A 22,859-nucleotide genomic window follows, 5' to 3' on the forward strand; every position below is an offset into this window, starting at 1 on the left:
GGGACGAGCCTGCGCGCGTGAGTCCGTCGGAGGTGGGCCGGCGGGCGCGGCTGACGGACACGGGCTTGCCACGGGGTGCCCGGGGATGGGGTCAGGAGCGCACTTCGAGCAGCGGCACGAACTGCTCGCCGGGCGTCATGGAACCGTGCACTCCGACCATCGCCGACTCATTGGGCTCGCGGACGGAGGCCGTGATCAGCACATCGTCGCTGGCCGCGGCGACCACATCGCCGATCCGGCCGGTGACCCGCTCGTCGACCACGGGCCCGAACCAGCCCGCCGCGATCGCCTCCTCGCGGCTCGCCACCCAGAACCGGTCGCCGAGCACCTCGCGCCAGACCGCCAGCACATCGGCTTCCGCGCCCGGCACGGCGTACACATGGCGGGCCCTGCCCTCACCGCCCAGCAGGGCGACCCCGGCGCGCAGCTCCCAGTCCTCGTCGAAGTCGATGCGCGACTCCTCGTCGAAGGGGATGTCGACCATGCCGTGGTCGGCGGTGACGTAAAGGGCCGCGCGGGGCGGCAGTTGCTCCGCGAGCCGCTGCACCAGCCGGTCGGCGTACATGAGCTGGCCGCGCCAGGCGTCGGAGTCGACTCCGAAGCGATGCCCCTTGCCGTCGACCTCGCTGTAGTACGTGTAGACGAGCGAGCGGTCGCCCGCGGCGAGTTGCTCCGCCGCGAGGTCCATCCGCTCCTCGCCGCCGAGCCGTCCGTGAAACGTTCCGCCGCTGAGCGCGATCGTGGTGAGCGGGGTGTGCTCGAAGATCGGGGACGAGACCTGGGCGGTGTGGACTCCGGCCTGGTCGGCGAGGTGGAACACGGTCGGGTACGGCTGCCACAGCCGGGGATCGGTGTAGGGCTGCCAGCGCAGCTGATTCATCAGCTCCCCGGTGTCGGGGTCGCGCACCAGGTATCCGGGCAGTCCGTGCAGGCCGGGTGCCAGACCGGTGCCGATGGAGGCCAGCGAGGTGGCCGTGGTGGCGGGAAAGCCGACCGTGATGGGCCGTCCGGTGCCGCCGCGCGAGGTGTGGAGGAGCGAGGTGAGAAACGGGGCCTCGTCGGGATGGTTCCTGATCTGCTCCCAGCCGAGCCCGTCGATCAGGAAGACGCAGTTCCGGTCGGCGGGGGTGAGTTCGGGGATCGCCGGAGCGAGTCCCGGCACGCCCTGGCCCGCGGCGAGCGTCGGCAGCAGATCGGCGAGCGAGCCGGTGCCGTACTCGGGGACGGGGGCCGTGTCGACGGCGAGCGGGGCGGGTTCCTCGGGCCAGACTGCCGGTGTCGCGGACTGGACCATCAGTTCGTGGCCGAGGTGGCGGCAGCGGCCGAGGTAGCGGCAGGTGCCGACGTGGCCGCGGTGGCCTCCGAGAGCGCCTGGGCGAAGACGAGCGTCTGGCGGACCGTGTCCGGGCCGTCACCGGCCTCGCTGACCCGCAGGCTCAGGTCGTCCGCGGTGGAGTTGCCGGTGTAGCCGTGGTCGGCCTCGCAGTTCGGGTCGCCACAGGCGGCGGGCTCCAGATCCAGCCGGGACACCGCACCCCAGCCGATGGTGAGAACGACCTCGCGCGGCAGGGTGCCGGGCGTGTACGACTCCGGGTTGGCGACGACCCGGCTGACGACGACCGACGAGATCCGGTCGAGTTTGACCGATTCGGTGGAGGTCGTGGCGAACGGTGTCGGGGAGCTGGAGTCGGCGGTCTGCTCATCGGTGTGGCTGACGATGAAACGGTTGGACGTCAGCACCAGGACGGTGACATGGCGGCGCACCTCGTTGGCGTCGAACGTCGTCTCCTGGTGCACCAGGTACGACGCCACCTGCTCACCTCCGACGGCGGCCTCCACCGCCTCGGCCACGAGAGCCGGGTAGTAGCCGCTGCGCTCGATCGCCGCGCGCAGCCCCTGGGTCGTCGTACCGGTCTTCGCCATGTGGTCCATCCTACGGGCCCCGAAGGGCGTCGAACGCTCGGTGGTGCCGAGCAGTGCTCAGTAGCTGGGGAGTCGGCGTGGGCCGAGGTCGGTGAGGGTGAATGACGGCGCGAGCCGTACGGAAGCTCCGAGAACGGAGAGCCCTTGTTGAGCGACAACGACTGGTTCAAGACTGATTCCGATCACTTCTGGGTGATCGTCGACCAGTTGTGATACGCGCAACAGCAGCTCTTCGAGCGCGGCGGTATCGACGGGCGCTGAGCCGCGCCAGCCGAAGAGGAGGGGGGCGGTCCGGATGCTCCGGATCTGCTCGGCGGCGTCACGGTCGGTGACGGGGACGAGCCGGTGGGAGGTGTCCCCGAGCAACTCGGACGGAGCGCCCGCGAGCCCGAAGGAGAGGTACGCGCCGGCCGCGGGGTCGACGACGGCCCGTACGACGGTGTCCACACCGCGCGGCACCATCGCCTGGACGACCGGCTGGAGCTCCACGGGCTTCCCGAGCAGCTCGGTCAGCTCGCGGTACGCCTGCCGCAGTTGGTCCTCGCCCGCGAGGTCCAGCCGTACGCCCCCGAGGTCGGCGCGGTGCCGCAGATGGGGCGCGGTGGTCTTGAGCGCCACGGGGTAACCGAGCCGTTCGGCGGCGCGTACGGCTTCGTCCGGGCCGGGCGCGGGCATCGTCGGCCGCACATGGATGCCGTACGACGCGAGCAGACCGTGCGCGTCCTCGGTACCGAGGGTGAGTCCACGGGAGTCCGGGCCCTCCCCGAGCAGCCGGTCGATCCGCACGGCGGCTCCGGCCTCGTCGACGTCCTCGTACTCGGGCACCTTCCCGGGTTCCGCGGCTTGCCTGCGCCACCGGGCGTACTTCACGGCCTCGGAGAGCGCCCGGACGGCCCGCTCGGCGGCGGGATAGGCGGGGATACGACGCGTGGCGGGCGCGGGTGCGGTGACGGCGGGGTCGGCGGCGGAGGCCGGGCGGGAGGTGGCGGAGGTGCCGGGACCGCCGACCGGAGCGCCGCCGGCCGACCGGTCACGCGCCTCGCCCGCGTCCGTGCGCGTGCGGGTGTCCAGGCCGGTACCTGCACGGCTGTCCGTATCCGTAGGCGATCCGGCGCCGGCGGGGGAATCCGTCCGGCCCCCGACCGGCGCTCCGTCCGCACCCGTACCCGTACCCGCCGGGGAACCGGCCTTACCCGCGGAGGCCGCGCCGTTCGGCCGGGGAACCGTGCTGCTCGCCGCCGCGAGCGCGTCCGCGAGGCCGCCCAGTTCCACATGGACCACCGCCACCGGCTTCGCCGGAGCGGCGGCGGACGCGTCCCGGAGCGCGGCCGCCAGTACCTCGCCGTCTCCGGACTCGGTGGTTCCGTTGTCGCCGACCCACGGGATGGCCGTGACGACCGCGGCGTCACACCCGTCGTCCGCCAGCGCCCGCGCGAGCGCCGTACGGAAGTCCGCGGGGGTGGCGGCGGTGGTCAGATCGACCGGTGGCAGCGGACGGAGTCCCTCCGCGAGGCAGGCGTCGTACGCCAGCAGCCCGAGGGACTCGGAGTTGCCGAGGATCGCCACGCGCGGGCCCGCCGGCAGGGGCTGGCCCGCGAGGAGGAGACCCACGTCGACGAGTTCGGTGACCGTGTCGACGCGGATGACGCCCGCCTGCCGCAGCAGCGCCCCGACGGCCGCGTCCGGGATCCGCGCGACCGGCACCGCGTGGCCCGGCGGCGCACTGCCGCTGTGGCGCGCGCCCTTGACCACCACGACCGGCTTCACCGCCGCCGTGCGCCGTGCGAGCCGGGTGAACTTCCGCGGGTTGCCGAGGGACTCCAGGTACAGCAGGGCCACATCGGTGTCCGGGTCCTCGTACCAGTACTGGAGAAAGTCGTTGCCGGACACATCCGCCCGGTTGCCGGACGAGATGAAGGTCGAGAGCCCCGCTCCCCGTCGGTGCAGCCCTGACAGCAGCGCGATGCCGATCGCCCCGGACTGGGTGAACAACCCGATCCGCCCGGCCGCCGGGGACTCGGGCGCGAGCGACGCGTTGAGCCGGACCGCCTCCGCCGTGCTGATGACGCCGAAGGAGTTCGGGCCGATGATCCGCATGCCGTAGGACCGGGCCTGGCGCACCAGCTCCCGCTGCCGGGCCAGCCCTTCCGCGCCGCTCTCCGCGTAACCGGCCGTGAGGACGACCAGCCCGCGCACTCCGTGCTCACCGCAGTCGGCGACGGCGTCCGGCACCCGTTCGGCGGGCACGGCGACGACCGCGAGATCGACGGGCTTCCCGGTCTCGGCGACGATCTCGCCGATGGAACGGAACGCCGGTACCCCGTCCACTTCCCATCGCGACGACGGCGCTGACGGCGATGACGGCGGTGCTGGAAACGCGTGGTTCACGGCGTACGCACGACCGGTGTACCCCGCGCCCAGCAGGTTGCGCAGCACGGTCCGTCCCACGCCTCCGGCGGCCCGCCCGGTGCCGACGACCGCGACCGCCCGGGGCGCGAGCAACCGCTGCACGGAACGTGCCTCCGCGCGCTGTTCGCGGCCGCGCTGCACCGCGAGGGACTCGGCGGTCGGTTCGAGGTCGAGCGTCAGATGGACGGAGCCGTCCCCGAAAGAGCGCTTCTGGGTATACCCGCCGTCCCGGAACACCTTGATCATCTTGGTGTTCGCGGGCAGGACCTCGGCGGCGAACCGCCGGATGCCGCGCTCACGCGCGACCGCGGCGATGTGTTCGAGCATCGCGGAGGCGATCCCGCGCCCCTGGTGGGCGTCCTGGACCAGGAACGCGACCTCCGCCTCGTCCGCGGGCGCTCCCGCGGGACGGCCCTGCTCGTCGATGCGGTCGTAGCGGACGGTCGCGATGAACTCCCCGCCGACCATGGCGGCGAGCCCCACCCTGTCCACATAGTCGTGATGGGTGAACCGGTGCACGTCCTTCGGGGACAGCCGCGGGTAGGGCGCGAAGAAGCGGTAATACTTCGACTCGTCCGAGACCTTCTCATAGAAGCTGATCAGCCGGTCGGCGTCATCGACGGTGATGGGCCTGATACGCGCGGTGGCGCCGTCACGCAGCACCACGTCCGCTTCCCAGTGGTCGGGGTACGCGTGATCGCCGTCCGTCTGCATGGCAGAAAGCCTACGGCGCGGCCACCGTTCAAGGGGGGCTCTCCGCGATGGTCACTGGCCGCTGCGGCGAGGTCACAGGTCGCGGCCGGTGCTCCGGCACGGCAATCTGGGAGCGCCGACCGACCGGAAGGCCGGGACAATGCCGGGACAAGCGGTCGGTACGGAGAACACCGGCCCGTCGTGAGAGACTGGTCTAGACAACCGCTGAAACTTGAAGGGCAACACCATGGCTGAGCGCCGCGTCAACGTCGGCTGGGCCGAGGGCCTTCACGCCCGCCCCGCTTCCATCTTCGTCCGTGCCGCCACGGCCTCCGGCGTCCCGGTGACGATCGCCAGGGCCGACGGCACTCCGGTGAACGCCGCCTCCATGCTCGCCGTCCTCGGCCTGGGCGCGCAGGGCGGCGAAGAGATCGTGCTCGCGTCCGACGCGGACGACGCGGAGGTCGCCCTGGACCGGCTGGCCAAGCTGGTGGCCGAGGGCCTCGAAGAGCTGCCCGAGACGGTCTGACGACCTGATCCGTTCCTGATCCGTCGATCCGCCGTCGTTGTACGGATCTCCGTTCGGCCGTACGACCTGGAGCCGCGCTTCCCGTATTCGGGAGACGCGGCTCCTTCCGTTCCATGAGATGCCCGGCCCTGTTCGTCCGATGGCCGGCGAGTTCTTCGGCGGTCGGACGGGACGGCGAACGCCGGAGGTCCCGGCGTCTGTACGCCGGGACCTCCGGAAGGCGAATCCTATGGACAGCACGGCTGACGCGGACAGCAGCACAGGCAGCGATTCGGCGCGGAGATCAGACCTTCACACCGCGCGCACGCAGATACGAGATCGGGTTGATGTCGGACCCGTACTCGGCATCGGTGCGGACCTCGAAGTGAAGGTGCGGCCCGGTGGAGTTGCCGGTCGAGCCCGCGGCACCGATCCGCTGGCCGGGCATGACGTTCTGGCCCACGGAGACGCCGATGGCGGCGAGGTGGCCGTACTGGGTGTACGAGCCGTCGTTCATCTTGATCACGACGTTGTAGCCGTACGCGCCGCCCCAGCCGGCCTCGACGACGGTGCCGGCGCCCACGGACACCACGGAGGTGCCGTACGGCGCGCGGAAGTCGACGCCGGTGTGGCTGCCGGAGGACCAGAGCGAACTGTTGGCCTGGTAGGCCGTGGAGACATGCGAACCGGCGACGGGCAGCCGGTAGGAGTTGAGGAGCTTGCGCTCGGCCTCACGGGCGGCGCGCTCCTCGGCCGCACGGGCCGCCTTGGCTCGGGCTTCGGCCGCCGCCTCCGCGCGAGCGGCGGCCTCGGCGGCCTCCTGCTGCTGGACGAACGCCTGATCGGCGACCTCGTCGGCGAGGGTCTCGACGGCGAGGGTCTGGGTGAGTCCGGTGTCCTCGACGCTGACACCGCCGGGCTCCGCGGTCTTGGCACCGGAGTCCGCGGCGAACGCCGGGGACGCGATGGTTCCGATGACACCGGTGGTGGCGAGAGTCGCGGCTCCGGCGATGCTCGCGCTCTTGCGCGTCACACGGTTCGGGGCGCGGTGTTTCCCGGCAGGACGGGCGAACGCCATGGAGAGGCTGATCCTTTCCTTCCTTCTCGCCTACCGGGTTAGCTGACGGGTTCGGAGCAGGAAGGTCTCCTACGGACTCCTCCGCACGGCGCGAAGGGGTCCGATTCACCCCATGGGGACTGGGTCCCCGGCTCCCCCTGGCTCGCGCCTGACGGGGATTCGGCGATGACTGCCCGTGCCGCGGATGCGGCGTGCTTCTGGCGTGCAGCCGGGTCGACGCTAGGCCGGAGCGCTGTCGATCACCAAACACACGCCCTGTTTTGTTGCACATGCCACAGGACTTCTCGCCCAACTTCTCAATAAATGGGACATTTGACGGTGTCTACGACAGATCCCCGACATCCCATGGATGCCGGGGATCCGTGCCGCTCACGCGTTCGCTCCGACGGCGACCCGGACGCGGCCAACCACCGCGGCCGAGCCGTGTCACCCCCGCGTCGGGTCCGAGCCGGGCCGGGTCGGTCGGGTCGCCGTCGGATCCGGGCCGGATCCGGGCGGGATCCGGGTCGGTTCCAGGTCAGGTCCGGGTCGGACTCCGCGCGGTGGCTCAATCAGCCCGTGACAACCGTCACTTCGCCGATCCCGAGCGCCCTGACCGGCTCCTCGATCTGCGAGGCGTCACCGACCAGCACGGTGACGAGCCGGTCCTCCGGGAAGGCGGCCACGGCCGCGGCCGTCGCCTCCACGGTGCCGGTCTCGGCGAGGCGGACGTACAACTGCGCCTGGAAATCGTCCGGGAGATGCTGCTCCACCTGGTCGGCGAGGGTGCCCGCGACGGAAGCGGCCATCTCGAACCGCAGCGGCGCGACGCCCACCAGATTCTGCACGGCGACATCGCGTTCGCTGTCGGTCAGGCCCTCGGCCGCCAGCGTCCGCAGCACCTTCCACAGGTCCTCCAGCGCCGGTCCGGTGTTGGGCGTGTCCACGGAACCGCTGATGCCGAGCAGCGACGCGCCCGACCCGTCCGGGGCGGAGCACAGCACCTGGCCGAAGGCCCGTACGCCGTACGTGTAGCCCTTCTCCTCACGCAGCACCCGGTCCAGCCGGGAGGTGAGCGTGCCGCCCAGGCAGTAGGTGCCGAGCACCTGGGCGGGCCAGACCCGGTCGTGCCGGTCCGGGCCGATCCGGCCGATCAGCAACTGGGTCTGCACCGCGCCGGGACGGTCCACGATGACCACCCGTCCCGTGTCGTCCGCGGTGATCACCGGCGCCGGCCCGCGCTCGGCCGTGTCGCCCGTCCAGTCGCCGACGGTCTCGGCGAGCACGGCGTCGAGATCGACCCCCGTGAGATCACCGACGATCACCGCGGTGGCCGTGGCGGGCCGTACATGGGCCTCGAAGAACGCCCGTACGGCGGCGGAGTCGATCCGGGCCACGGTCTCCTCCGTCCCCTGGCGGGGACGGGACATGCGCAGCGAGGACGGGAACAGCTGCCGGTACAGCTCCTTGGCCGCGCGGCGGCCCGGGTTGGCCGTCTCGTGCGGGATCTCGTCCAGCCGGTTGCGTACGAGCCGCTCGATCTCGCTCTCGGCGAAGGCGGGCGCCCTCAAAGCCTCGGCGAGCAGCCCGAGCGCCTTGGGCAGCCGGGAGACCGGGACTTCCAGGGAGACGCGGACGCCGGGGTGGTCGGCGTGCGCGTCGAGGGTGGCGCCGCAGCGCTCCAGCTCGGCCGCGAACTCCTCGGCGGTGCGCTTGTCGGTACCCTCGGACAGCGCGCGCGCCATGATCGTGGCGACACCGTCGAGTCCCTCGGGCTCGGCGCCCAGCGGGGCGTCGAGGGAGATCTCGACCGCCACCACCTGCTGGCCGGGGCGGTGGCAGCGCAGCACGGTCAGGCCGTTGTCCAGGGTGCCGCGATCAGGGGCGGGGAACGCCCAGGGCATGGGCTCCCCCGCCTTGGGCTGGGGGTGGAACTCCATGGTGGTCAACGGCTCAGCGGCATGGGTCACCGGTCCGCTCCCTCTTCCTCGTCGCTCTGGTTGTCCTGGTCGGTCGTGCCGGTCGTGCCGGTCGTGTCGCCCGTGTCGGAGACCGGTTCGTACACCAGCACCGCGCGGTTGTCGGGGCGCAGCCGGGCCTTGGCGACCGCCCGCACCTCCTCGGCGGTGATCGTGAGGATGCGCTCCACGGCCGTCAGCGCGAGCTGCGGGTCGCCGAACAGCACCGCGTACCGGCACAGTTCGTCGGCGCGGCCCGCGACGGTGCCGAGCCGGTCCAGCCACTCGCGCTCCAGCTGGGCCTGCGCGCGCTCCATCTCCTCGGACGTGGGACCTTCCTCGGCGAACCGGGCCAGCTCCTCGTCGACCGCGGCCTCGATCTGCGGCACCTCGACCCCGCCGGACGTCTTCACGTCCAGCCACCCCAGGGAGGGCGCGCCGGCGAGGCGCAGCAGCCCGAATCCGGCCGCCACAGCCGTCTGGTCTCGGCGCACCAGACGGTTGTGCAGCCGGGAGGACTCGCCCCCGCCCAGCACGGTCAGCGCCACGTCGACGGCGTCGCATTCGCGGGTGCCGTCGTGCGGCAGCCGGTAGGCGGCCATCAGCGCACGGGCCGGTACGTCCTCCTCGACGACCTCGCGCAGTTGCTCGCCGATGTTCTCCGGGAGGGAGCCGTCGCGCGGGGGCTGCTTGCCGTCGTGGGAGGGGATGGAGCCGAAGTACTTCTCGATCCACGAGAGCGTCCGCTCCGGATCGATGTCGCCGACGACCGACAGCACCGCGTTGTTGGGCGCGTAGTACGTACGGAAGAAGGCGCGGGCGTCCTCCAGGGTCGCCGCGTCCAGATCGGCCATGGAACCGATCGGGGTGTGGTGGTACGGATGGCCCTCGGGGTAGGCGAGGGCGGTCAGCTTCTCGAAGGCCGTGCCGTACGGAACGTTGTCGTACCGCTGTCGGCGCTCGTTCTTGACCACGTCGCGCTGGTTCTCCATCGACTCGTCGTCGAGGGCGGCGAGCAGGGAGCCCATGCGGTCCGCCTCCAGCCAGAGCGCCAGCTCCAGCTGGTGGGTGGGCATCGTCTCGAAGTAGTTGGTCCGCTCGAAGCTGGTGGTGCCGTTGAGCGAGCCGCCGGCGCCCTGCACCAGCTCGAAGTGCCCGTTGCCATGGACCTGCTTGGAGCCCTGGAACATCAGGTGCTCGAAGAGGTGGGCGAGTCCTGTGCGTCCCTTGACCTCATGACGTGAGCCCACGTCGTACCAGAGGCAGACCGCTGCGACCGGGGTCAAGTGGTCCTCGGAGAGCACCACGCGCAGGCCGTTGGCCAGCCGGTGCTCCGTCGCTGTCAGGCCGCCAGAACCGGCCTGCGCTGTGGCCGTGTGACCCATGGGCATGTACGTCCCTTCGATCGCGATGCTGTTGGTTGTTTTCCCTGCACTGCCACTGTATGCAAGCGCGCTGACACCTGGCGAAGTTCCCGTTTCGCGGCAGGCGAAGTTCCGGGAGCGCGCTGGGCGTGTTCGCGCTCCCGCCCGGCGCGCCGGGCGGGCCGCCGCCGGTGCTCACGGCGGGGTTCCGCCGGTGCTCACTGCGGGGTTCCGCCGGTGCTCGCGGCGGGCTTCGGCAGGCGTGTCCGGCGCCTCGCGGCAGGCGTGTCCGGCTCCTCGCGGCGGGCGTGTTCAGCGGGCCGCGGCGGGCGTGTTCACGGGTCGCGGTCCGTCTTGTCAGTGGGACGGTCCACAATGGTCGGCGTCAGTTCCCGATCCGGTACGTGAGGAGCAGCAGCCGCGATGGCCCGCCGCAGCACGAAAACCCCGTCGCCTGGGGGTCCCCCCAACCGAAGGTCAGGGGGAGATTTCGAGGAGCGGATCCTCGACATCGACGTCGTCGACGAGATGCAGGGCTCCTTCCTCGAATACGCATACTCGGTGATCTACTCGCGTGCCTTGCCCGACGCCCGCGACGGCATGAAGCCGGTGCAGCGCCGCATCGTCTACCAGATGAGCGAGATGGGGCTGCGCCCCGACCGCGGCTATGTGAAGTGCGCGCGTGTCGTCGGCGAGGTCATGGGCAAGCTGCATCCGCACGGCGACGCCTCGATCTACGACGCGCTGGTGCGGATGGCCCAGCCGTTCTCGATGCGGGTCCCGCTCGTCGACGGCCACGGGAACTTCGGCTCGCTGGGCAATGACGACCCGCCCGCCGCCATGCGGTACACCGAGTGCCGGATGGCCGACGCGACGACGCTGATGACGGACTCGATCGACGAGGACACGGTCGATTTCGCACCGAACTACGACGGCCAGGAGCAGGAGCCCGTCGCGCTTCCGGCCGCGTATCCGAATCTGCTGGTCAACGGCTCGTCGGGCATCGCGGTCGGTATGGCGACCAATATGGCGCCGCACAATCTGGGCGAGGTCATCGCGGCCGCCCGGCATCTGATCAGATATCCGGGCGCCGATCTGGAGGCCCTGATGCGGTTCGTACCGGGCCCCGATCTGCCGACGGGCGGCCGGATCGTGGGTCTGGCAGGGATCAAGGACGCGTACGAGACGGGCCGGGGCACCTTCAAGATCCGTGCGACGGCGACCGTGGAGGATGTCACGCCGCGCCGCAAGGGCCTGGTCGTCACCGAACTTCCCTTCGCCGTCGGTCCGGAGAAGGTGATCGGGAAGATCAAGGATCTGGTGGGGTCGAAGAGGCTCCAGGGCATCGCCGACGTCAAGGACCTCACCGACCGCGCCCACGGGCTCCGCCTGGTCATCGAGATCAAGAACGGCTTCGTTCCGGAGGCCGTGCTGGAGCAGCTCTACAAGCTGACGCCGATGGAGGAGTCCTTCGGCATCAACAATGTGGCGCTGGTGGACGGCCAGCCGCTGACCCTGGGGCTCAAGGAGCTGCTGGAGGTCTATCTCGACCACCGCTTCGAGGTGGTGCGCCGCCGCAGCGAGTTCCGGCGCGGCAAGCGGCGCGACCGCCTGCATCTGGTGGAGGGCCTTCTCGTCGCCCTGCTCGACATCGACGAGGTCATCCGCCTCATCCGGTCGAGTGAGAACTCCGCGCAGGCGAAGGAGCGGCTGATCGAGCACTTCTCGCTCTCCGACATCCAGACGCAGTACATCCTCGACACCCCGCTGCGCCGGCTGACCAGGTTCGACCGCATCGAGCTGGAGAGCGAGCGCGACAGGCTCACGGACGAGATCGCCGAGCTGACCCGGATCCTGGAGTCGGACGCCGAGCTGCGGAAGCTCGTCTCGGGCGAGCTGGCGGCGGTCGCGAAGAAGTTCGGGACCGAACGGCGGACCGTGCTGCTGGAGTCGGCGGCGACCCCGGTCGCGGCGGTGGCGCTGGAGGTGGCGGACGACCCGTGCCGGGTACTGCTGTCCTCGACGGGCCTGCTGGCGCGTACGGCGACGGGCGAGCCCCTGCCGGAGAGCGGCGACAAGCGGACCAAGCACGATCTGATCGTGTCGGCCGTTCTCGCGACCGCGCGCGGCGATGTGGGGGTGGTGACCTCGGCCGGACGGCTGCTGCGGCTCGCGGTGATCGATCTCCCGCAGCTTCCGCAGACCGCGACCGCGCCGAACCTCTCGGGCGGGGCTCCCCTGTCGGAGTTCCTGTCGCTGGAGGCGGGCGAGACGGTGGTGTGCCTCACCACGCTGGAGGAGTCGTCGCCCGGTCTCGCGCTCGGCACGCTGCACGGCGTCGTCAAGCGTGTGGTGCCCGACTATCCGGCGAACAAGGACGAGCTCGAGGTCATCACCCTCAAGGAGGGCGACCGGGTCGTCGGCGGCGCCGAGCTGCGTACGGGCGAGGAGGACCTCGTCTTCATCGCCTCCGACGCGCAGTTGCTGCGCTACCAGGCGTCCCAGGTCCGGCCGCAGGGCCGGGCGGCGGGCGGCATGGCCGGAATCAAGCTGTCGGAGGGCGCTCAGGTGATCTCGTTCACCGCGGTGGACCCGGCGGCCGACGCGGTGGTCTTCACCGCGGCGGGCTCGACGGGCGCGCTCGACGACTCGATCACCACGGTGAAGCTCACCCCCTTCGACCAGTACCCGCGCAAGGGGCGGGCCACGGGCGGGGTGCGCTGTCAGCGCTTCCTCAAGGGCGAGGATGTGCTGCTGCTGGCATGGGCTGGCGAGACCCCGGCGCGCGCGGCGCAGAAGAACGGCGCGCCGGCCCGGCTCCCGGAACCGGACCCGCGCCGGGACGGCTCGGGAACCCCGCCCCCCTCCTCGGATGTGGCGGTCCTGGCGGGCCCGGCGCGCTAGCCGCGCCCCGGCAGGGTCTGTTGCCGGCCCGTCCGGATCCGGACGGGCCGACGACCGGCGTGCCTCTGCCCGGCGACGGAGCGTCGCGAGCAGGGAGCGTTCCGGGCGGCGGAGCCCTGCCGACGGGACGGCCTTCCCATGGCAGACGGCGAGCAGGGTGCGGAGCGGCCGCGTGCGGTGGGCCGGGCCGGCTCAGCCCTCTCCGTACCCCTGGCCGTACGGGCCCGTGGAGCCGTACAGGTCCGCGGAGTCGGGGTTCGGCGTCGGCTCGTCCCGCTCGGCGGGGTCCGCTTCGGGTCCCGGCTCGTCGGACGCGTCCGGTACGTACCGCAGGATGCCCCACATGCTCCGCTCGTCGCCGATGTCCTCCGGTCCGGTGGCGCGGGCCGCGTCGAGTCGCTTCAGCAGCGCCGGGGCGTCGATGTCCGAGCCGATGAGCACCAGTTGGGTCAGCCGCTCGGCATCACGCGGCCAGGGCTCGGGGTAGAAGCGCAGGAACCGCCCGACGGCGTGGACCGCGTACCGATTGCGCGGATCGGCGTCACCGAAGTCGACGAAACCCTTGATCCGGTAGAGCCCCTCGGGCCGCGAGTCGAGGAAGTCCAGCAGTCTGCGTGGATTCATGGGCTCGTACGCGGTGAAGTCGGCGCTCTCGTAGGCGGCGTGCAGATGCGTGGACGGGACCCCGCCGTGAGCACGGTCATGGTCGTGATCGTGGTCGTGACCGCAGCCGCGGGCTTGAGCGTCATCGTCGTCCAGGAGGTCCTCGAAGGCGAGCTGACCGACCCGTTCCGCGCTCGGGCGGCGATCGAAGAACAGCTCCGGGTCGACCCTTCCGTACACGGACTCGACCACCGCCGCCGGTCCGAAGAGCCTCGTACGGAGCCGGGTCAGCTCCGCGCGCTCCACCCGGTCCGTCTTGTTGAGCACCACGAGGTCGGCGACGGCCAGATGCCGGTCGATCTCCGGGTGCCGCTCGCGCGTGGCCTCGAACTCGGCCGCGTCGACGACCTCGACGAGCCCCCCGTACACGATCCGTTCGTTCTCGCTGGCGAGCACCATCCGGACGAGTTCCTGCGGCTCGGCGAGTCCGCTCGCTTCGATGACGATCACATCGAGACGGGCGGCGGGACGGGCGAGTCTGTCGAGAAAGAGATCCAGTTCTCCGGCGTCGACGGCACAGCAGAGACAGCCGTTGCCGAGGGAGACGGTGGAGTCCCCGAGCTGACCGGCCACGGTCATCGCGTCGATCTCGATGGACCCGAAGTCATTGACGATCGCGCCGATCCGGGTCCCCCGACTGGCCCGGAGGAGGTGGTTGAGCAAGGTGGTCTTGCCCGATCCGAGGAAGCCCGCGAGGACGATGACGGGGATCTGCTGGTTCGGCGGGCGGACCGGGCCGGGCCTGGAACGTGCCTGGGAACTCACCTGGGGCCTCTCTCGGACTGCGGGAACGTACTGCGGAATCAGACATCGGAATCAGACTCGGCAAACGGGCTCGGCAAACGGGCTGCGGCGGAGCGGGCCCACAGAGCGGGCCGCCGGTCGGATGACCTCCGAGTCCCCCGGCCGCTCCAGGATATGGGCGCTGCCGCCGACGGCGCGGGCCACGCGGAAGGGCTCCGTACATCGCTCGCGGCGGCCCGCACCGTTCCAGGGCCACCCCGACGCGCAAACCGGGCATCGGTGGGATTCCCTCCGCCCTCGGCCCCGTGCCCGCGCGCGGCGGACAACGGAACCGGGCCGGAAGCCATCCACGCCCCGGCCCCTCACCGCACCACCACATCCGTACGCACGATTTCGAAAAGCCCCCCTCTCCCTCTACCGTCCTTGACATGAGTCCCGAACCGACCACCCGGGCCCGACGTCGCCGGTTCGGCTGGCCGCAGCGGGTCTTCTCCCAGGTCCTGCTGATGCAGCTGGCCATCGCCACCGGGGTGACCGTCCTCGCCACCGGCCTCTTTCTCGCTCCGCTCAGCGCTCAGCTCGACGAACAGGCGATGCACAGGGCCCTTTCCATCGCCCAGACCACCGCGTCCGTCGAAATCGCCGAGAAGCTCACCAGCACCCGCCCCTCGCTGACGGGCCCCGTTCAGATCGAGGCCGAGCGGATCAGGAAGGCGACCGGCGCCGAGTACATCGTGATCATGGACTTGGACGGGGTGCGCTGGTCGCACACCTCCCCCGAGGAGATCGGCCGGGTCGTCTCCACCGACCCCAGCGCCCCCCTCGCGGGACGGGAGGTCATGGAGATAGACAGCGGAACGCTCGGTCGCTCCGCCAGAGGCAAGGTGCCTCTGCGCGACCACACCGGCGAGATCGTCGGCGCGGTCTCGGTCGGCATCGAGTACGACAATGTCCGGGACCGGCTGTTCTCGGCGATCCCCGGACTGGTGGTGTACGCCGGAGGGGCGCTCGCCGTAGGCGCGCTGGCCGCCTTTCTGATCTCCCGCAGGCTTCAGCGGCAGACGCATGACCTGGCCTTCTCCGATATCTCCGCCCTGCTCGCCGAGCGCGAGGCGATGCTGCACGGCATCCGTGAGGGCGTTGTGGCGCTCGACGCCTCGGGCAGGGTCCGCCTGATGAACGACGAGGCACAGCGCCTGCTGGGCCTCGAATCCGATGGCAAAGGACTGCCGCTGGAGCAGGTGCTGGGCGAGGGCCGTACCACCGACGTGCTCGCGGGCCGCGTCGTGGGCGAGGACCTGGTGACCGTGCGCGGCCACCGGGTCCTGATCGCCAACCGGATGCCCACCGACGACGACGGCGCCGTCGCCACCCTGCGCGACCGGACCGAACTGGAGCAGCTCGGCCGGGAACTGGACTCCACCCGTGGCCTCATCGACGCCATGCGCGCCCAGGACCATGAGCACGCCAACCGGATGCACACCCTCCTCGGTCTGCTGGAGCTGGAGATGCACGATGAGGCGCTGGACTTCATCACCACGGTGGTCGGGGTGCACCGGGCCACGTCCGAGCAGGTCACCGAGAAGATCCACGATCCGCTGGTGGCCTCCCTGCTGGTGGGCAAGGCGGCGGTGTCGGCGGAGCGCGGAGTCTCGCTGCGCATCGCGTCCGGCACGTTGCTGCCCGACCGGGTGGTCGACCCGCGCGAGCTGGTCACCGTCGTCGGCAACCTCGTGGACAACGCGACGGACGCGGCCTCCGGGACCGAGGACGCGAAGATCGAGGTCGAACTGCACGCGGAGGGCAGCACGGCGATCATCCGGATCACGGACAGCGGTCCGGGTATCCCGCCCGAGCAGCTCGACCTGATCTTCATCGAGGGCTGGACCACCAAGAAGGTGCCGACGCACGGCAAGCGCGGCCTCGGACTCCCCCTCGTACGCAGACTCGCCGAACGTCAGGGGGGCAGCGTCCAGGTGCGCAACGCGCCGGGCGGGGGCGCGGACTTCATCGTCGTACTCCCGGAGGCGCTGTCCGGACTGAGCGAGTCCGAACCGAGCGAGGCCGAACTCGCCGAACACGAACCGACCGGTTCCGGATCGACGTCCGTCGCGGTGGTGCCATGAGCGAGGGACGACAGTGCGGGAACGGGCCGGCCGGCCACGCCGACGACGACCGGGACGGGGACGACGTGATCGACGTGCTGGTCGTGGACGACGATGTCCGGGTCGCGCGCATCAACGCGGCATACGTCGCCAAGGTGCCCGGCTTCCGGGTCTCGGCGAAGGCCCACTCGGCTGCCGAGGCACTCGCCCGGATCGCCGATTCTCCGGTGGACCTGGTGCTGATGGACCACTATCTACCGGACGGGAACGGTATCGGAGTCGTACGCGAGCTGCGGAGGCTCGGCCACCAGACGGACGTGATCATGGTGACGGCGGCCCGGAATGTGGCCATCGTCCAGGCCGCCATGCGCCATGGCGCGCTCCAGTATCTGGTGAAACCTTTCAACTTCGCCGGTCTGCGCACCAAGCTGGAGGCGTACGCGGGTCTCCGTCGCACCCTCGGCAGGGGCGGTGAGGCGGAACAGGCGGAGGTGGACCGGCTCTTCGGCGCGCTGTCGGCGGGGGCGATCGAGCCGGATCTGCCGAAGGGGCACGCGCCGACCACCGCCGAACTCGTACGCCGTGTGCTGCTGGCGGCCGAAGGTCCGCTCTCCACCCAGGAGATCGCCGACCGCGCGGGGGTGAGCGGGCAGACGGCGCAGCGCTGTCTGAAGCTGCTGGAGCGCGCCCGCAGGGTCCGGCTGAGCCTGAGGTACGGCGAGACGGGCCGCCCGGAACACCGCTACCTCTGGTCTACGAACACCTGACGTCCGCACGGGCGCACCGGACGCGGTGGGTGCGGGCCCACCCGTCACCGGCCGGAACCCGCCGCCCGCACCGGCACTCGCCGTCCATCGGAACCGCCGCCCGACGAAGTCCCTCGCTCATCGGAGTTGCCTCTCATCCGGCCTCCGCTCATCGGAGGCTCCACTGGTGGCGGCCGACGTCCGGCAAGAGGCTCCCGGTCACCGTCGGTCACACGGCTCCCGCACCCGTCAGGGACCTGACCTCCGTCTCCGCGTGCTTCGCCTCGTCCGGCGGCTCCTTGGACATCACCGTGCCGATCCACCCCGCCAGGAACCCGAGGGGGATGGAGACCACGCCCGGGTTCTGCAGCGGGAAGACATGGAAGTCGACACCGGGGAAGAGCGACTCCGGACTGCCGGAGACCACCGGCGAGACCACGACCAGCAGTACGGCGGGGATCAGCCCGCCGTACACCGACCAGACGGCTCCGCGCGTGGTGAAGTTCCGCCAGAACAGCGAGAAGAGCAGGGCGGGCAGATTCGCGGAGGCGGCGACCGCGAAGGCGAGGCCCACCAGGAACGCCACGTTCAGATCGCGGGCGAGCAGCCCGAGCGCGATCGCGACGATCCCGATCCCGGCAGCCGCGACCCGCGCGACGGCGACCTCACTGCGCGGCTTGGCCCGCCGGCGCTGGAGCGTGGCGTACAGATCGTGGGCGACCGACGCGGACGAGGCCAGCGTGATGCCCGCGACGACGGCCAGGATCGTCGCGAACGCCACAGCCGCGACCACGGCGAACAGCACCGTGCCTCCGGTCGATCCCGCCCCTCCGCCGAGGTCGAGGGCGAGCAGCGGCACAGCCGTGTTGCCCGCGGCGCTCGACGCCCGGACCTCGTCGGAGCCCACCACGGCGGCGGCCCCGAAGCCGAGCACGATCGTCATCAGATAGAAACCGCCGATGAGACCGATCGCCCAGACGACCGAACGACGGGCGGCCCGCGCGGTCGGCACGGTGTAGAAGCGCGCCAGGATGTGCGGCAGACCGGCCGTGCCGAGGACGAGCGCCAGGCCGAGGCTGATGAAGTCGAGGCGTGCGGTCCAGCCCCCGCCGTACTTGAGGCCGGGCGACAGAAAGTCCCTGCCGTGGCCACTGCGCTCCGCGGCCGTGCTGAGCAGCTGGTTCACATCACCGTGGAAGCGGGCGAGTACGAGCACGGTGAGAGTGATGGTGCCCGCCATCAGCAGCACGGCCTTGACGATCTGGATCCAGGTAGTGGCTCGCATCCCCCCGAACGACACATAGACGACCATCAGTGCGCCCACGCCGATCACGGTCCACGAGCGGGCGGCTTCGCTCGTACCACCGAGAAGGAGCGCGACGAGGCTTCCGGCCCCGACCATCTGCGCAACCAGATAGAGAACGGACACGGTGACCGAAGAAGTTCCCACCGCGATACGGACAGGGCGCTCTCTCATCCGCGAGGCGACGACATCGGCGAGCGTGAACCTGCCGCAGTTGCGGACGAGTTCGGCGACAAGCAGCAGCACGACCAGCCAGGCGACCAGGAAGCCGACGGAGTAGAGCATTCCGTCGTAGCCGAAGAGCGCGATCAGACCGGAGATGCCGAGGAAGGACGCGGCGGACATGTAGTCGCCCGCGATGGCGAAGCCGTTCTCCATCGGGGAGAACAGCCGCCCGCCCGCGTAGAACTCCTCCGCGGAGCCGCGTCTGTTGCGGCTGACCCAGGTGGTGATGCCGAGGGTGACCGCGATGAACGCGCTGAACAGCAACAGGGCAAGGGTCTGGTGATCGCCGCTCACCGCTCGCCCTCCGCTGCGGTCGCTCCCGGAGCCGTGACCGGTCCCGTGGCCACTCCCGGCCCCGGCCCTGGCCCTGGCCCTGGTCCCGCGAACCCACCGGTCCCGGCGCGCCGCCGTGCCGTGCCCCGTACCGCTTCCGCCCTCGCGCTCGTCCCCATAGCGGTCGCCGTCACAGTCGCCGTCGGCTCGTGGATCCTCGCCCGGTCGAAGACGGTCCACCGGAGGTCGAGTGCCGCCCTGTCCCGGCGCAACCGCGCATGGCGCGCGTAGGCCCAGGTCAGCAGGAAGGTGGTGAGGAACTGTGCCAGCCCGGCGACCATCGCCACGTTCACCGCACCCGCCACCGGCCGCGCCATCAGAGCGGGTGCCGTGGTCGCCGCGACGACATAAGCCAGATACCAGAGCAGAAAGGCCAGCCCGGCGGGAACGACGAATCGCCGATACCGGCTGCGCACTTCCTGGAAGGCCGGGCTCCGCTGCACTTCCAGATAGATGTCGGCGGCACCGGGCCCGTCGACCGTGCGGTCCGTCGGCCGGCCGTCCATGAACCACGTGTGCGCGGACCGCCGACCGGTCGGCGAGCGCCCCCCGGGCGTTCGGTCCGTGGACAGCTCGGGCGCTGCGGCGGCCCCGGCGTCCGTACGGTCCGGCTCGCCCCAGCCGGAGGCCGGCTCGTCGTACCAGGGGTCATCGAGCCGCAACACTGCGGCGTCCTGCCCTTCCCGCTTCTCCACCGCTCAACTCTCCTTGTCAGCGAACCGTTTCGGCCGCGTGCACAAGGATGGACAGAGCGGGAAGATCCCGGACTCTTCTCCCGGTGGGCTTCATCCCTTCAGGTGACGCTGCTGCCAGGCGGCTGCGCGAGACCTTCCCGGTAGGCGTCCCGCACCGCCCGGGCGCGATCGCGGAGTCCGGCCTTCGCGCACAGACTGTTCGAGCAGCCTCTGCCGCACGACGGGTGACCGGAATCGGGGCAGGGTGGAGACGCCCGCTCCGCCCACGGGTGGTGTGGGCCCGTGGACGGAGCCGGCTCTCGGGTCCTTCGCGGTCAGGCGTCGATCCGTGAACGGTCCAGCGTCGCCGCGGAACTGGTGATGAACTCCTTGCGCGGCGCGACCTCGTTGCCCATCAGCAGATCGAAGACCTGCTCGGCGGAGTCGAGGTCTCCGATGTTGATCCGGCGCAGTGTCCGGTGGCGCGGGTCCATCGTCGTCTCCGCGAGCTGGTCCGCGTCCATCTCGCCGAGACCCTTGTAGCGCTGGATGGAGTCCTTGTAGCGGACGTTCTTCCGCTGGAACTCCAGCAGCGTCTGCCGCAGCTCGTTGTCCGAGTAGGTGTAGACGTACTTGTCCTGGCCCTTCTTGGGCTGGACGAGCTCGATCCGGTGCAGGGGCGGAACCGCTGCGAAGACCCGGCCCGCCTCCACCATCGGGCGCATATAGCGCTGGAACAGGGTCAGCAGCAGACAGCGGATGTGGGCGCCGTCGACATCGGCGTCGACCAGCAGGACGATCTTGCCGTAGCGGGCGGCGTCGAGGTCGAAGGTACGGCCCGATCCGGCCCCTATGACCTGGATGATCGCCCCGCATTCGGCGTTCTTCAGCATGTCCGACACGGATGACTTCTGAACGTTGAGGATCTTGCCGCGGATCGGCAGCAGCGCCTGGAACTCGCTGTTCCGTGCGAGCTTGGCGGTGCCGAGCGCCGAGTCGCCCTCGACGATGAACAGTTCACTGCGCTCCACGTCGTCGCTGCGGCAGTCGGCGAGCTTGGCGGGCAGCGAGGAGGATTCCAGTGCCGTCTTGCGGCGCTGCGCCTCCTTGTGCTGACGTGCGGCGATACGGGTGCGGGCGGCGGCGACGGCCTTCTCCAGCACGGCACGGGTCTGCGCCTTGGCGTCCCGCTTGGTGGAGGTCAGGAACGCCTTCAGCTCCCTGGCCACCACATTGGCCACGATCCTGTTGGCGGCCGAGGTGCCCAGTACTTCCTTGGTCTGGCCCTCGAACTGGGGCTCGGCCAGCCGGACCGTGACGACCGCGGTGAGGCCCTCCAGGGCGTCGTCCTTGACGATGTCGTCCTCGGCGACGCGCAGCAGCTTGGCGGAGCGGAGCACCTCGTTCATCGTCTTGGTGACCGAGCGCTCGAATCCGGTGACGTGGGTGCCGCCCTTGGGAGTGGCGATGATGTTCACAAAGGACTTGAGCGTGGTGTCGTAGCCCGTGCCCCAGCGCATGGCGATGTCGACGGCCAGCTCACGGGTGACCTCGGTGGGGGTCATATGGCCGCGGTCGTCGAGGACGGGAACGGTCTCCTTGAAGGTGCCCTGTCCGCTGAGCCGCAGCACGTCGCACACGGCCTTGTCCTTGGCCAGGTACTCGCAGAACTCGCTGATTCCGCCGTCGAAGCGGAAGATCTCCTGGCTCTTGCCCTCGCCCTCCAGATCCCGCTCGTCGCGCACCACGATGGTCAGTCCGGGCACGAGGAAGGCGGTCTGGCGGGCGCGCTGGTGCAGCGTCTCCAGTGAGAGCTTGGCGTCCTTGAGGAAGATCTGGCGGTCGGCCCAGTACCGCACCCGGGTGCCGGTGCGGGTCTTGGGGACGCGCTTGCCCTTCAGCAGCCCGTTCGTCGGGTCGAAGGGGGCGTCGGGTCCCTGCTCGGTGAAGATGCCGGGCACTCCGCGGCGGAAACTGATCGAGTGGGTGGCGCTGTTCCGGTCGACCTCGACGTCGAGGCGCGCGGAGAGCGCGTTCACCACGGAGGCGCCGACACCGTGCAGACCGCCGGAGGCCGCGTAGGAGCCGCCGCCGAACTTTCCTCCGGCGTGGAGCTTGGTCATCACGACCTCGATGCCGGAGAGGCCGGTCTTGGGCTCCACGTCGACCGGGATGCCCCGGCCGTTGTCGCGCACCTCGACGGAGCTGTCGTCGTGCAGGATCACCTCGATGTGGTCGCAGTAGCCGCCGAGGGCCTCGTCCACCGAGTTGTCGATGATCTCCCAGAGACAGTGCATCAGACCGCGGCTGTCGGTCGATCCGATGTACATGCCGGGACGCTTGCGGACCGCTTCGAGACCTTCGAGGACGAGCAGATGCCGCGCTGTGTAGTTGGAGCCGTCACGCTCCGCAGTCAGCAACGCTGTGGAAGGCACGGACGATTCGGCGGTCACGCGGTTCGCTCCTCGCTGAATTTCAAATGTGGCCCAGAGGGGAATAGGCCCGGCGTCGGTCGCCGGTCAGAGGGTACCGAGCCCTGATAGAGCCGATGTAACACCACCCTCGTGATTCCTCATGCTAGTCCAGCATCGCATGAGTGTTCGATCCCCCGATGGGGTGACGCGAACATCACGTTCCATTCGAGGCATGAACCATTTAGGCTCCGGGCACGTCCTCATCAACAACCGGCAACCCGGCCGGGAGGGCGAAACAAGACAAACCACGCGAAATCCGTAAAGCGAAGCAATACGGCTCATTCGCCGCCACCTGGTAGCAGACGGCCGCCTTGAGAAGAAGTTTCGAGGAAAAGCCCCGAGCGGGAACGTTTTCGGGCTGGTTGGATGTTGACCCTGGTACGACAGCTCGTCGAGCTAGAGAAGAGGCGACGTGACTACTGTTCTGACCCCCGCGAGCCCGTTGACGGCCGCTGACCGCTGCGACCGCTGCGGCGCCCAGGCGTACCTGCGCGTCGTCCTGACCAGCGGCGGTGAACTGCTCTTCTGCGCCCACCACGGACGCAAGTTCGAGCCGGAACTCAAGAAGATCGCCGCGGAAATACAGGATGAGACCGACCGACTCACGGCCGTTCCGGCCGGTGCCGGAGAAGAGGATCACTGACACCTCGCATCCACGACGAGCCAAGGCCGGCCCAAAGACCGGCCGACGGGCGGCACCCCTGATCCATCAGAGGTGGCCGCCCACTCTCGTCGCCGACCGTGACACAGGCGTCACGGTCGTCCACATCGCCGCC

At 70.4% G+C, this 22,859-nt stretch carries 14 protein-coding genes, 1 pseudogene and 1 riboswitch; of the genes and pseudogenes, 5 read left to right on the plus strand and 10 right to left on the minus strand.

From position 1 onward, the window contains the following. Window positions 1-91: 91 nt before the first annotated feature. Genes ACWEFL_RS08625 through ACWEFL_RS08635 form a run of 3 tightly spaced genes read right to left on the minus strand, consistent with a single transcriptional unit; the run spans window position 92 to window position 5,046 of the window. On the minus strand, window positions 92-1,294 hold the full coding sequence (locus ACWEFL_RS08625) for an alkaline phosphatase family protein (protein WP_451709368.1): 1,203 nt from the start codon (window positions 1,292-1,294) through the stop codon (window positions 92-94). Continuing rightward, entirely contained in the window at window positions 1,294-1,923 is a 630-nt protein-coding gene (locus ACWEFL_RS08630; protein WP_451709370.1) for a DUF5998 family protein, read from the minus strand. The genes ACWEFL_RS08625 and ACWEFL_RS08630 overlap by 1 nt, the downstream gene beginning before the upstream one ends. A gap of 57 nt (window positions 1,924-1,980) precedes the next feature. Continuing rightward, complete coding sequence (locus ACWEFL_RS08635; protein WP_451709373.1) at window positions 1,981-5,046, minus strand: bifunctional acetate--CoA ligase family protein/GNAT family N-acetyltransferase; 3,066 nt, start codon at window positions 5,044-5,046, stop codon at window positions 1,981-1,983. Window positions 5,047-5,272: 226 nt separating this feature from the next. Between ACWEFL_RS08635 and ACWEFL_RS08640 the strand changes: the two genes are divergently transcribed. Further along, the gene (locus ACWEFL_RS08640) at window positions 5,273-5,554 is read left to right on the plus strand and encodes an HPr family phosphocarrier protein (protein WP_451709376.1); all 282 of its coding nucleotides are present in this window, start codon (window positions 5,273-5,275) and stop codon (window positions 5,552-5,554) included. A 283-nt stretch (window positions 5,555-5,837) separates the two neighbouring features. Here ACWEFL_RS08640 and ACWEFL_RS08645 read toward each other — a convergent pair whose 3' ends face one another. The 3 genes from ACWEFL_RS08645 to ACWEFL_RS08655 all read right to left on the minus strand — a co-directional run bounded on the left by ACWEFL_RS08645 (window position 5,838) and on the right by ACWEFL_RS08655 (window position 9,933). After that, window positions 5,838-6,611, minus strand: coding sequence for a M23 family metallopeptidase (locus ACWEFL_RS08645; protein WP_451709378.1), 774 nt, complete (start codon window positions 6,609-6,611; stop codon window positions 5,838-5,840). A gap of 13 nt (window positions 6,612-6,624) precedes the next feature. Then, window positions 6,625-6,786, minus strand: a riboswitch (cyclic di-AMP (ydaO/yuaA leader). Window positions 6,787-7,162: 376 nt separating this feature from the next. Further along, window positions 7,163-8,530 (minus strand): M16 family metallopeptidase, encoded by a 1,368-nt coding sequence (locus tag ACWEFL_RS08650; RefSeq protein WP_451709500.1) that lies wholly within the window; start codon window positions 8,528-8,530, stop codon window positions 7,163-7,165. Window positions 8,531-8,556: 26 nt separating this feature from the next. Next, entirely contained in the window at window positions 8,557-9,933 is a 1,377-nt protein-coding gene (locus ACWEFL_RS08655; RefSeq protein ID WP_451709502.1) for a M16 family metallopeptidase, read from the minus strand. A gap of 402 nt (window positions 9,934-10,335) precedes the next feature. Between ACWEFL_RS08655 and ACWEFL_RS08660 the strand changes: the two genes are divergently transcribed. Further along, entirely contained in the window at window positions 10,336-12,816 is a 2,481-nt protein-coding gene (locus ACWEFL_RS08660) for a DNA gyrase/topoisomerase IV subunit A (protein ID WP_451709381.1), read from the plus strand. Window positions 12,817-13,008: 192 nt separating this feature from the next. On the opposite strand, the gene ACWEFL_RS08665 is transcribed toward ACWEFL_RS08660, so the two are convergent. Beyond that, window positions 13,009-14,244 carry a CobW family GTP-binding protein gene (locus tag ACWEFL_RS08665; RefSeq protein WP_451709384.1) on the minus strand — a complete coding sequence of 412 codons (1,236 nt, stop codon included), beginning with the start codon at window positions 14,242-14,244 and terminating at the stop codon, window positions 13,009-13,011. Between the two features lie 407 nt (window positions 14,245-14,651). Here ACWEFL_RS08665 and ACWEFL_RS08670 point away from each other — a divergent pair, with 407 nt between their 5' ends. Next, on the plus strand, window positions 14,652-16,349 hold the full coding sequence (locus ACWEFL_RS08670) for an ATP-binding protein (RefSeq protein WP_451709386.1): 1,698 nt from the start codon (window positions 14,652-14,654) through the stop codon (window positions 16,347-16,349). A 65-nt stretch (window positions 16,350-16,414) separates the two neighbouring features. Next, window positions 16,415-17,095, plus strand: coding sequence for a response regulator (locus ACWEFL_RS08675; RefSeq protein WP_451709504.1), 681 nt, complete (start codon window positions 16,415-16,417; stop codon window positions 17,093-17,095). Window positions 17,096-17,303: 208 nt separating this feature from the next. Here ACWEFL_RS08675 and ACWEFL_RS08680 read toward each other — a convergent pair whose 3' ends face one another. The 3 genes and pseudogenes from ACWEFL_RS08680 to ACWEFL_RS08690 all read right to left on the minus strand — a co-directional run bounded on the left by ACWEFL_RS08680 (window position 17,304) and on the right by ACWEFL_RS08690 (window position 22,062). After that, entirely contained in the window at window positions 17,304-18,896 is a 1,593-nt protein-coding gene (locus tag ACWEFL_RS08680; RefSeq protein WP_451709389.1) for a solute symporter family protein, read from the minus strand. 194 nt (window positions 18,897-19,090) lie between these two features. Continuing rightward, window positions 19,091-19,630: pseudogene (locus tag ACWEFL_RS08685) on the minus strand (DUF485 domain-containing protein); the annotation flags it as partial. Between the two features lie 314 nt (window positions 19,631-19,944). Then, entirely contained in the window at window positions 19,945-22,062 is a 2,118-nt protein-coding gene (locus ACWEFL_RS08690) for a DNA gyrase/topoisomerase IV subunit B (RefSeq protein WP_451709392.1), read from the minus strand. A gap of 433 nt (window positions 22,063-22,495) precedes the next feature. Between ACWEFL_RS08690 and ACWEFL_RS08695 the strand changes: the two genes are divergently transcribed. Further along, window positions 22,496-22,726 carry a DUF7455 domain-containing protein gene (locus tag ACWEFL_RS08695; protein WP_250918724.1) on the plus strand — a complete coding sequence of 77 codons (231 nt, stop codon included), beginning with the start codon at window positions 22,496-22,498 and terminating at the stop codon, window positions 22,724-22,726. The last annotated feature ends 133 nt before the right edge of the window (window positions 22,727-22,859 follow it).

The organism is Streptomyces sp. NPDC004838 (assembly GCF_053600955.1).

Excerpts from the sequence above, each read along its gene's own strand:
- ACWEFL_RS08625 (WP_451709368.1), bottom strand. The coding sequence starts at position 1,294 with ATGGTCCAGTCCGCGACACCGGCAGTCTGGCCCGAGGAACCCGCCCCG.
- ACWEFL_RS08630 (WP_451709370.1), bottom strand. The coding sequence starts at position 1,923 with ATGGCGAAGACCGGTACGACGACCCAGGGGCTGCGCGCGGCGATCGAG.
- ACWEFL_RS08635 (WP_451709373.1), bottom strand. The coding sequence starts at position 5,046 with ATGCAGACGGACGGCGATCACGCGTACCCCGACCACTGGGAAGCGGAC.
- ACWEFL_RS08640 (WP_451709376.1), top strand. The coding sequence starts at position 5,273 with ATGGCTGAGCGCCGCGTCAACGTCGGCTGGGCCGAGGGCCTTCACGCC.
- ACWEFL_RS08645 (WP_451709378.1), bottom strand. The coding sequence starts at position 6,611 with ATGGCGTTCGCCCGTCCTGCCGGGAAACACCGCGCCCCGAACCGTGTG.
- ACWEFL_RS08650 (WP_451709500.1), bottom strand. The coding sequence starts at position 8,530 with ATGGAGTTCCACCCCCAGCCCAAGGCGGGGGAGCCCATGCCCTGGGCG.
- ACWEFL_RS08655 (WP_451709502.1), bottom strand. The coding sequence starts at position 9,933 with ATGGGTCACACGGCCACAGCGCAGGCCGGTTCTGGCGGCCTGACAGCG.
- ACWEFL_RS08660 (WP_451709381.1), top strand. The coding sequence starts at position 10,336 with ATGGCCCGCCGCAGCACGAAAACCCCGTCGCCTGGGGGTCCCCCCAAC.
- ACWEFL_RS08670 (WP_451709386.1), top strand. The coding sequence starts at position 14,652 with ATGAGTCCCGAACCGACCACCCGGGCCCGACGTCGCCGGTTCGGCTGG.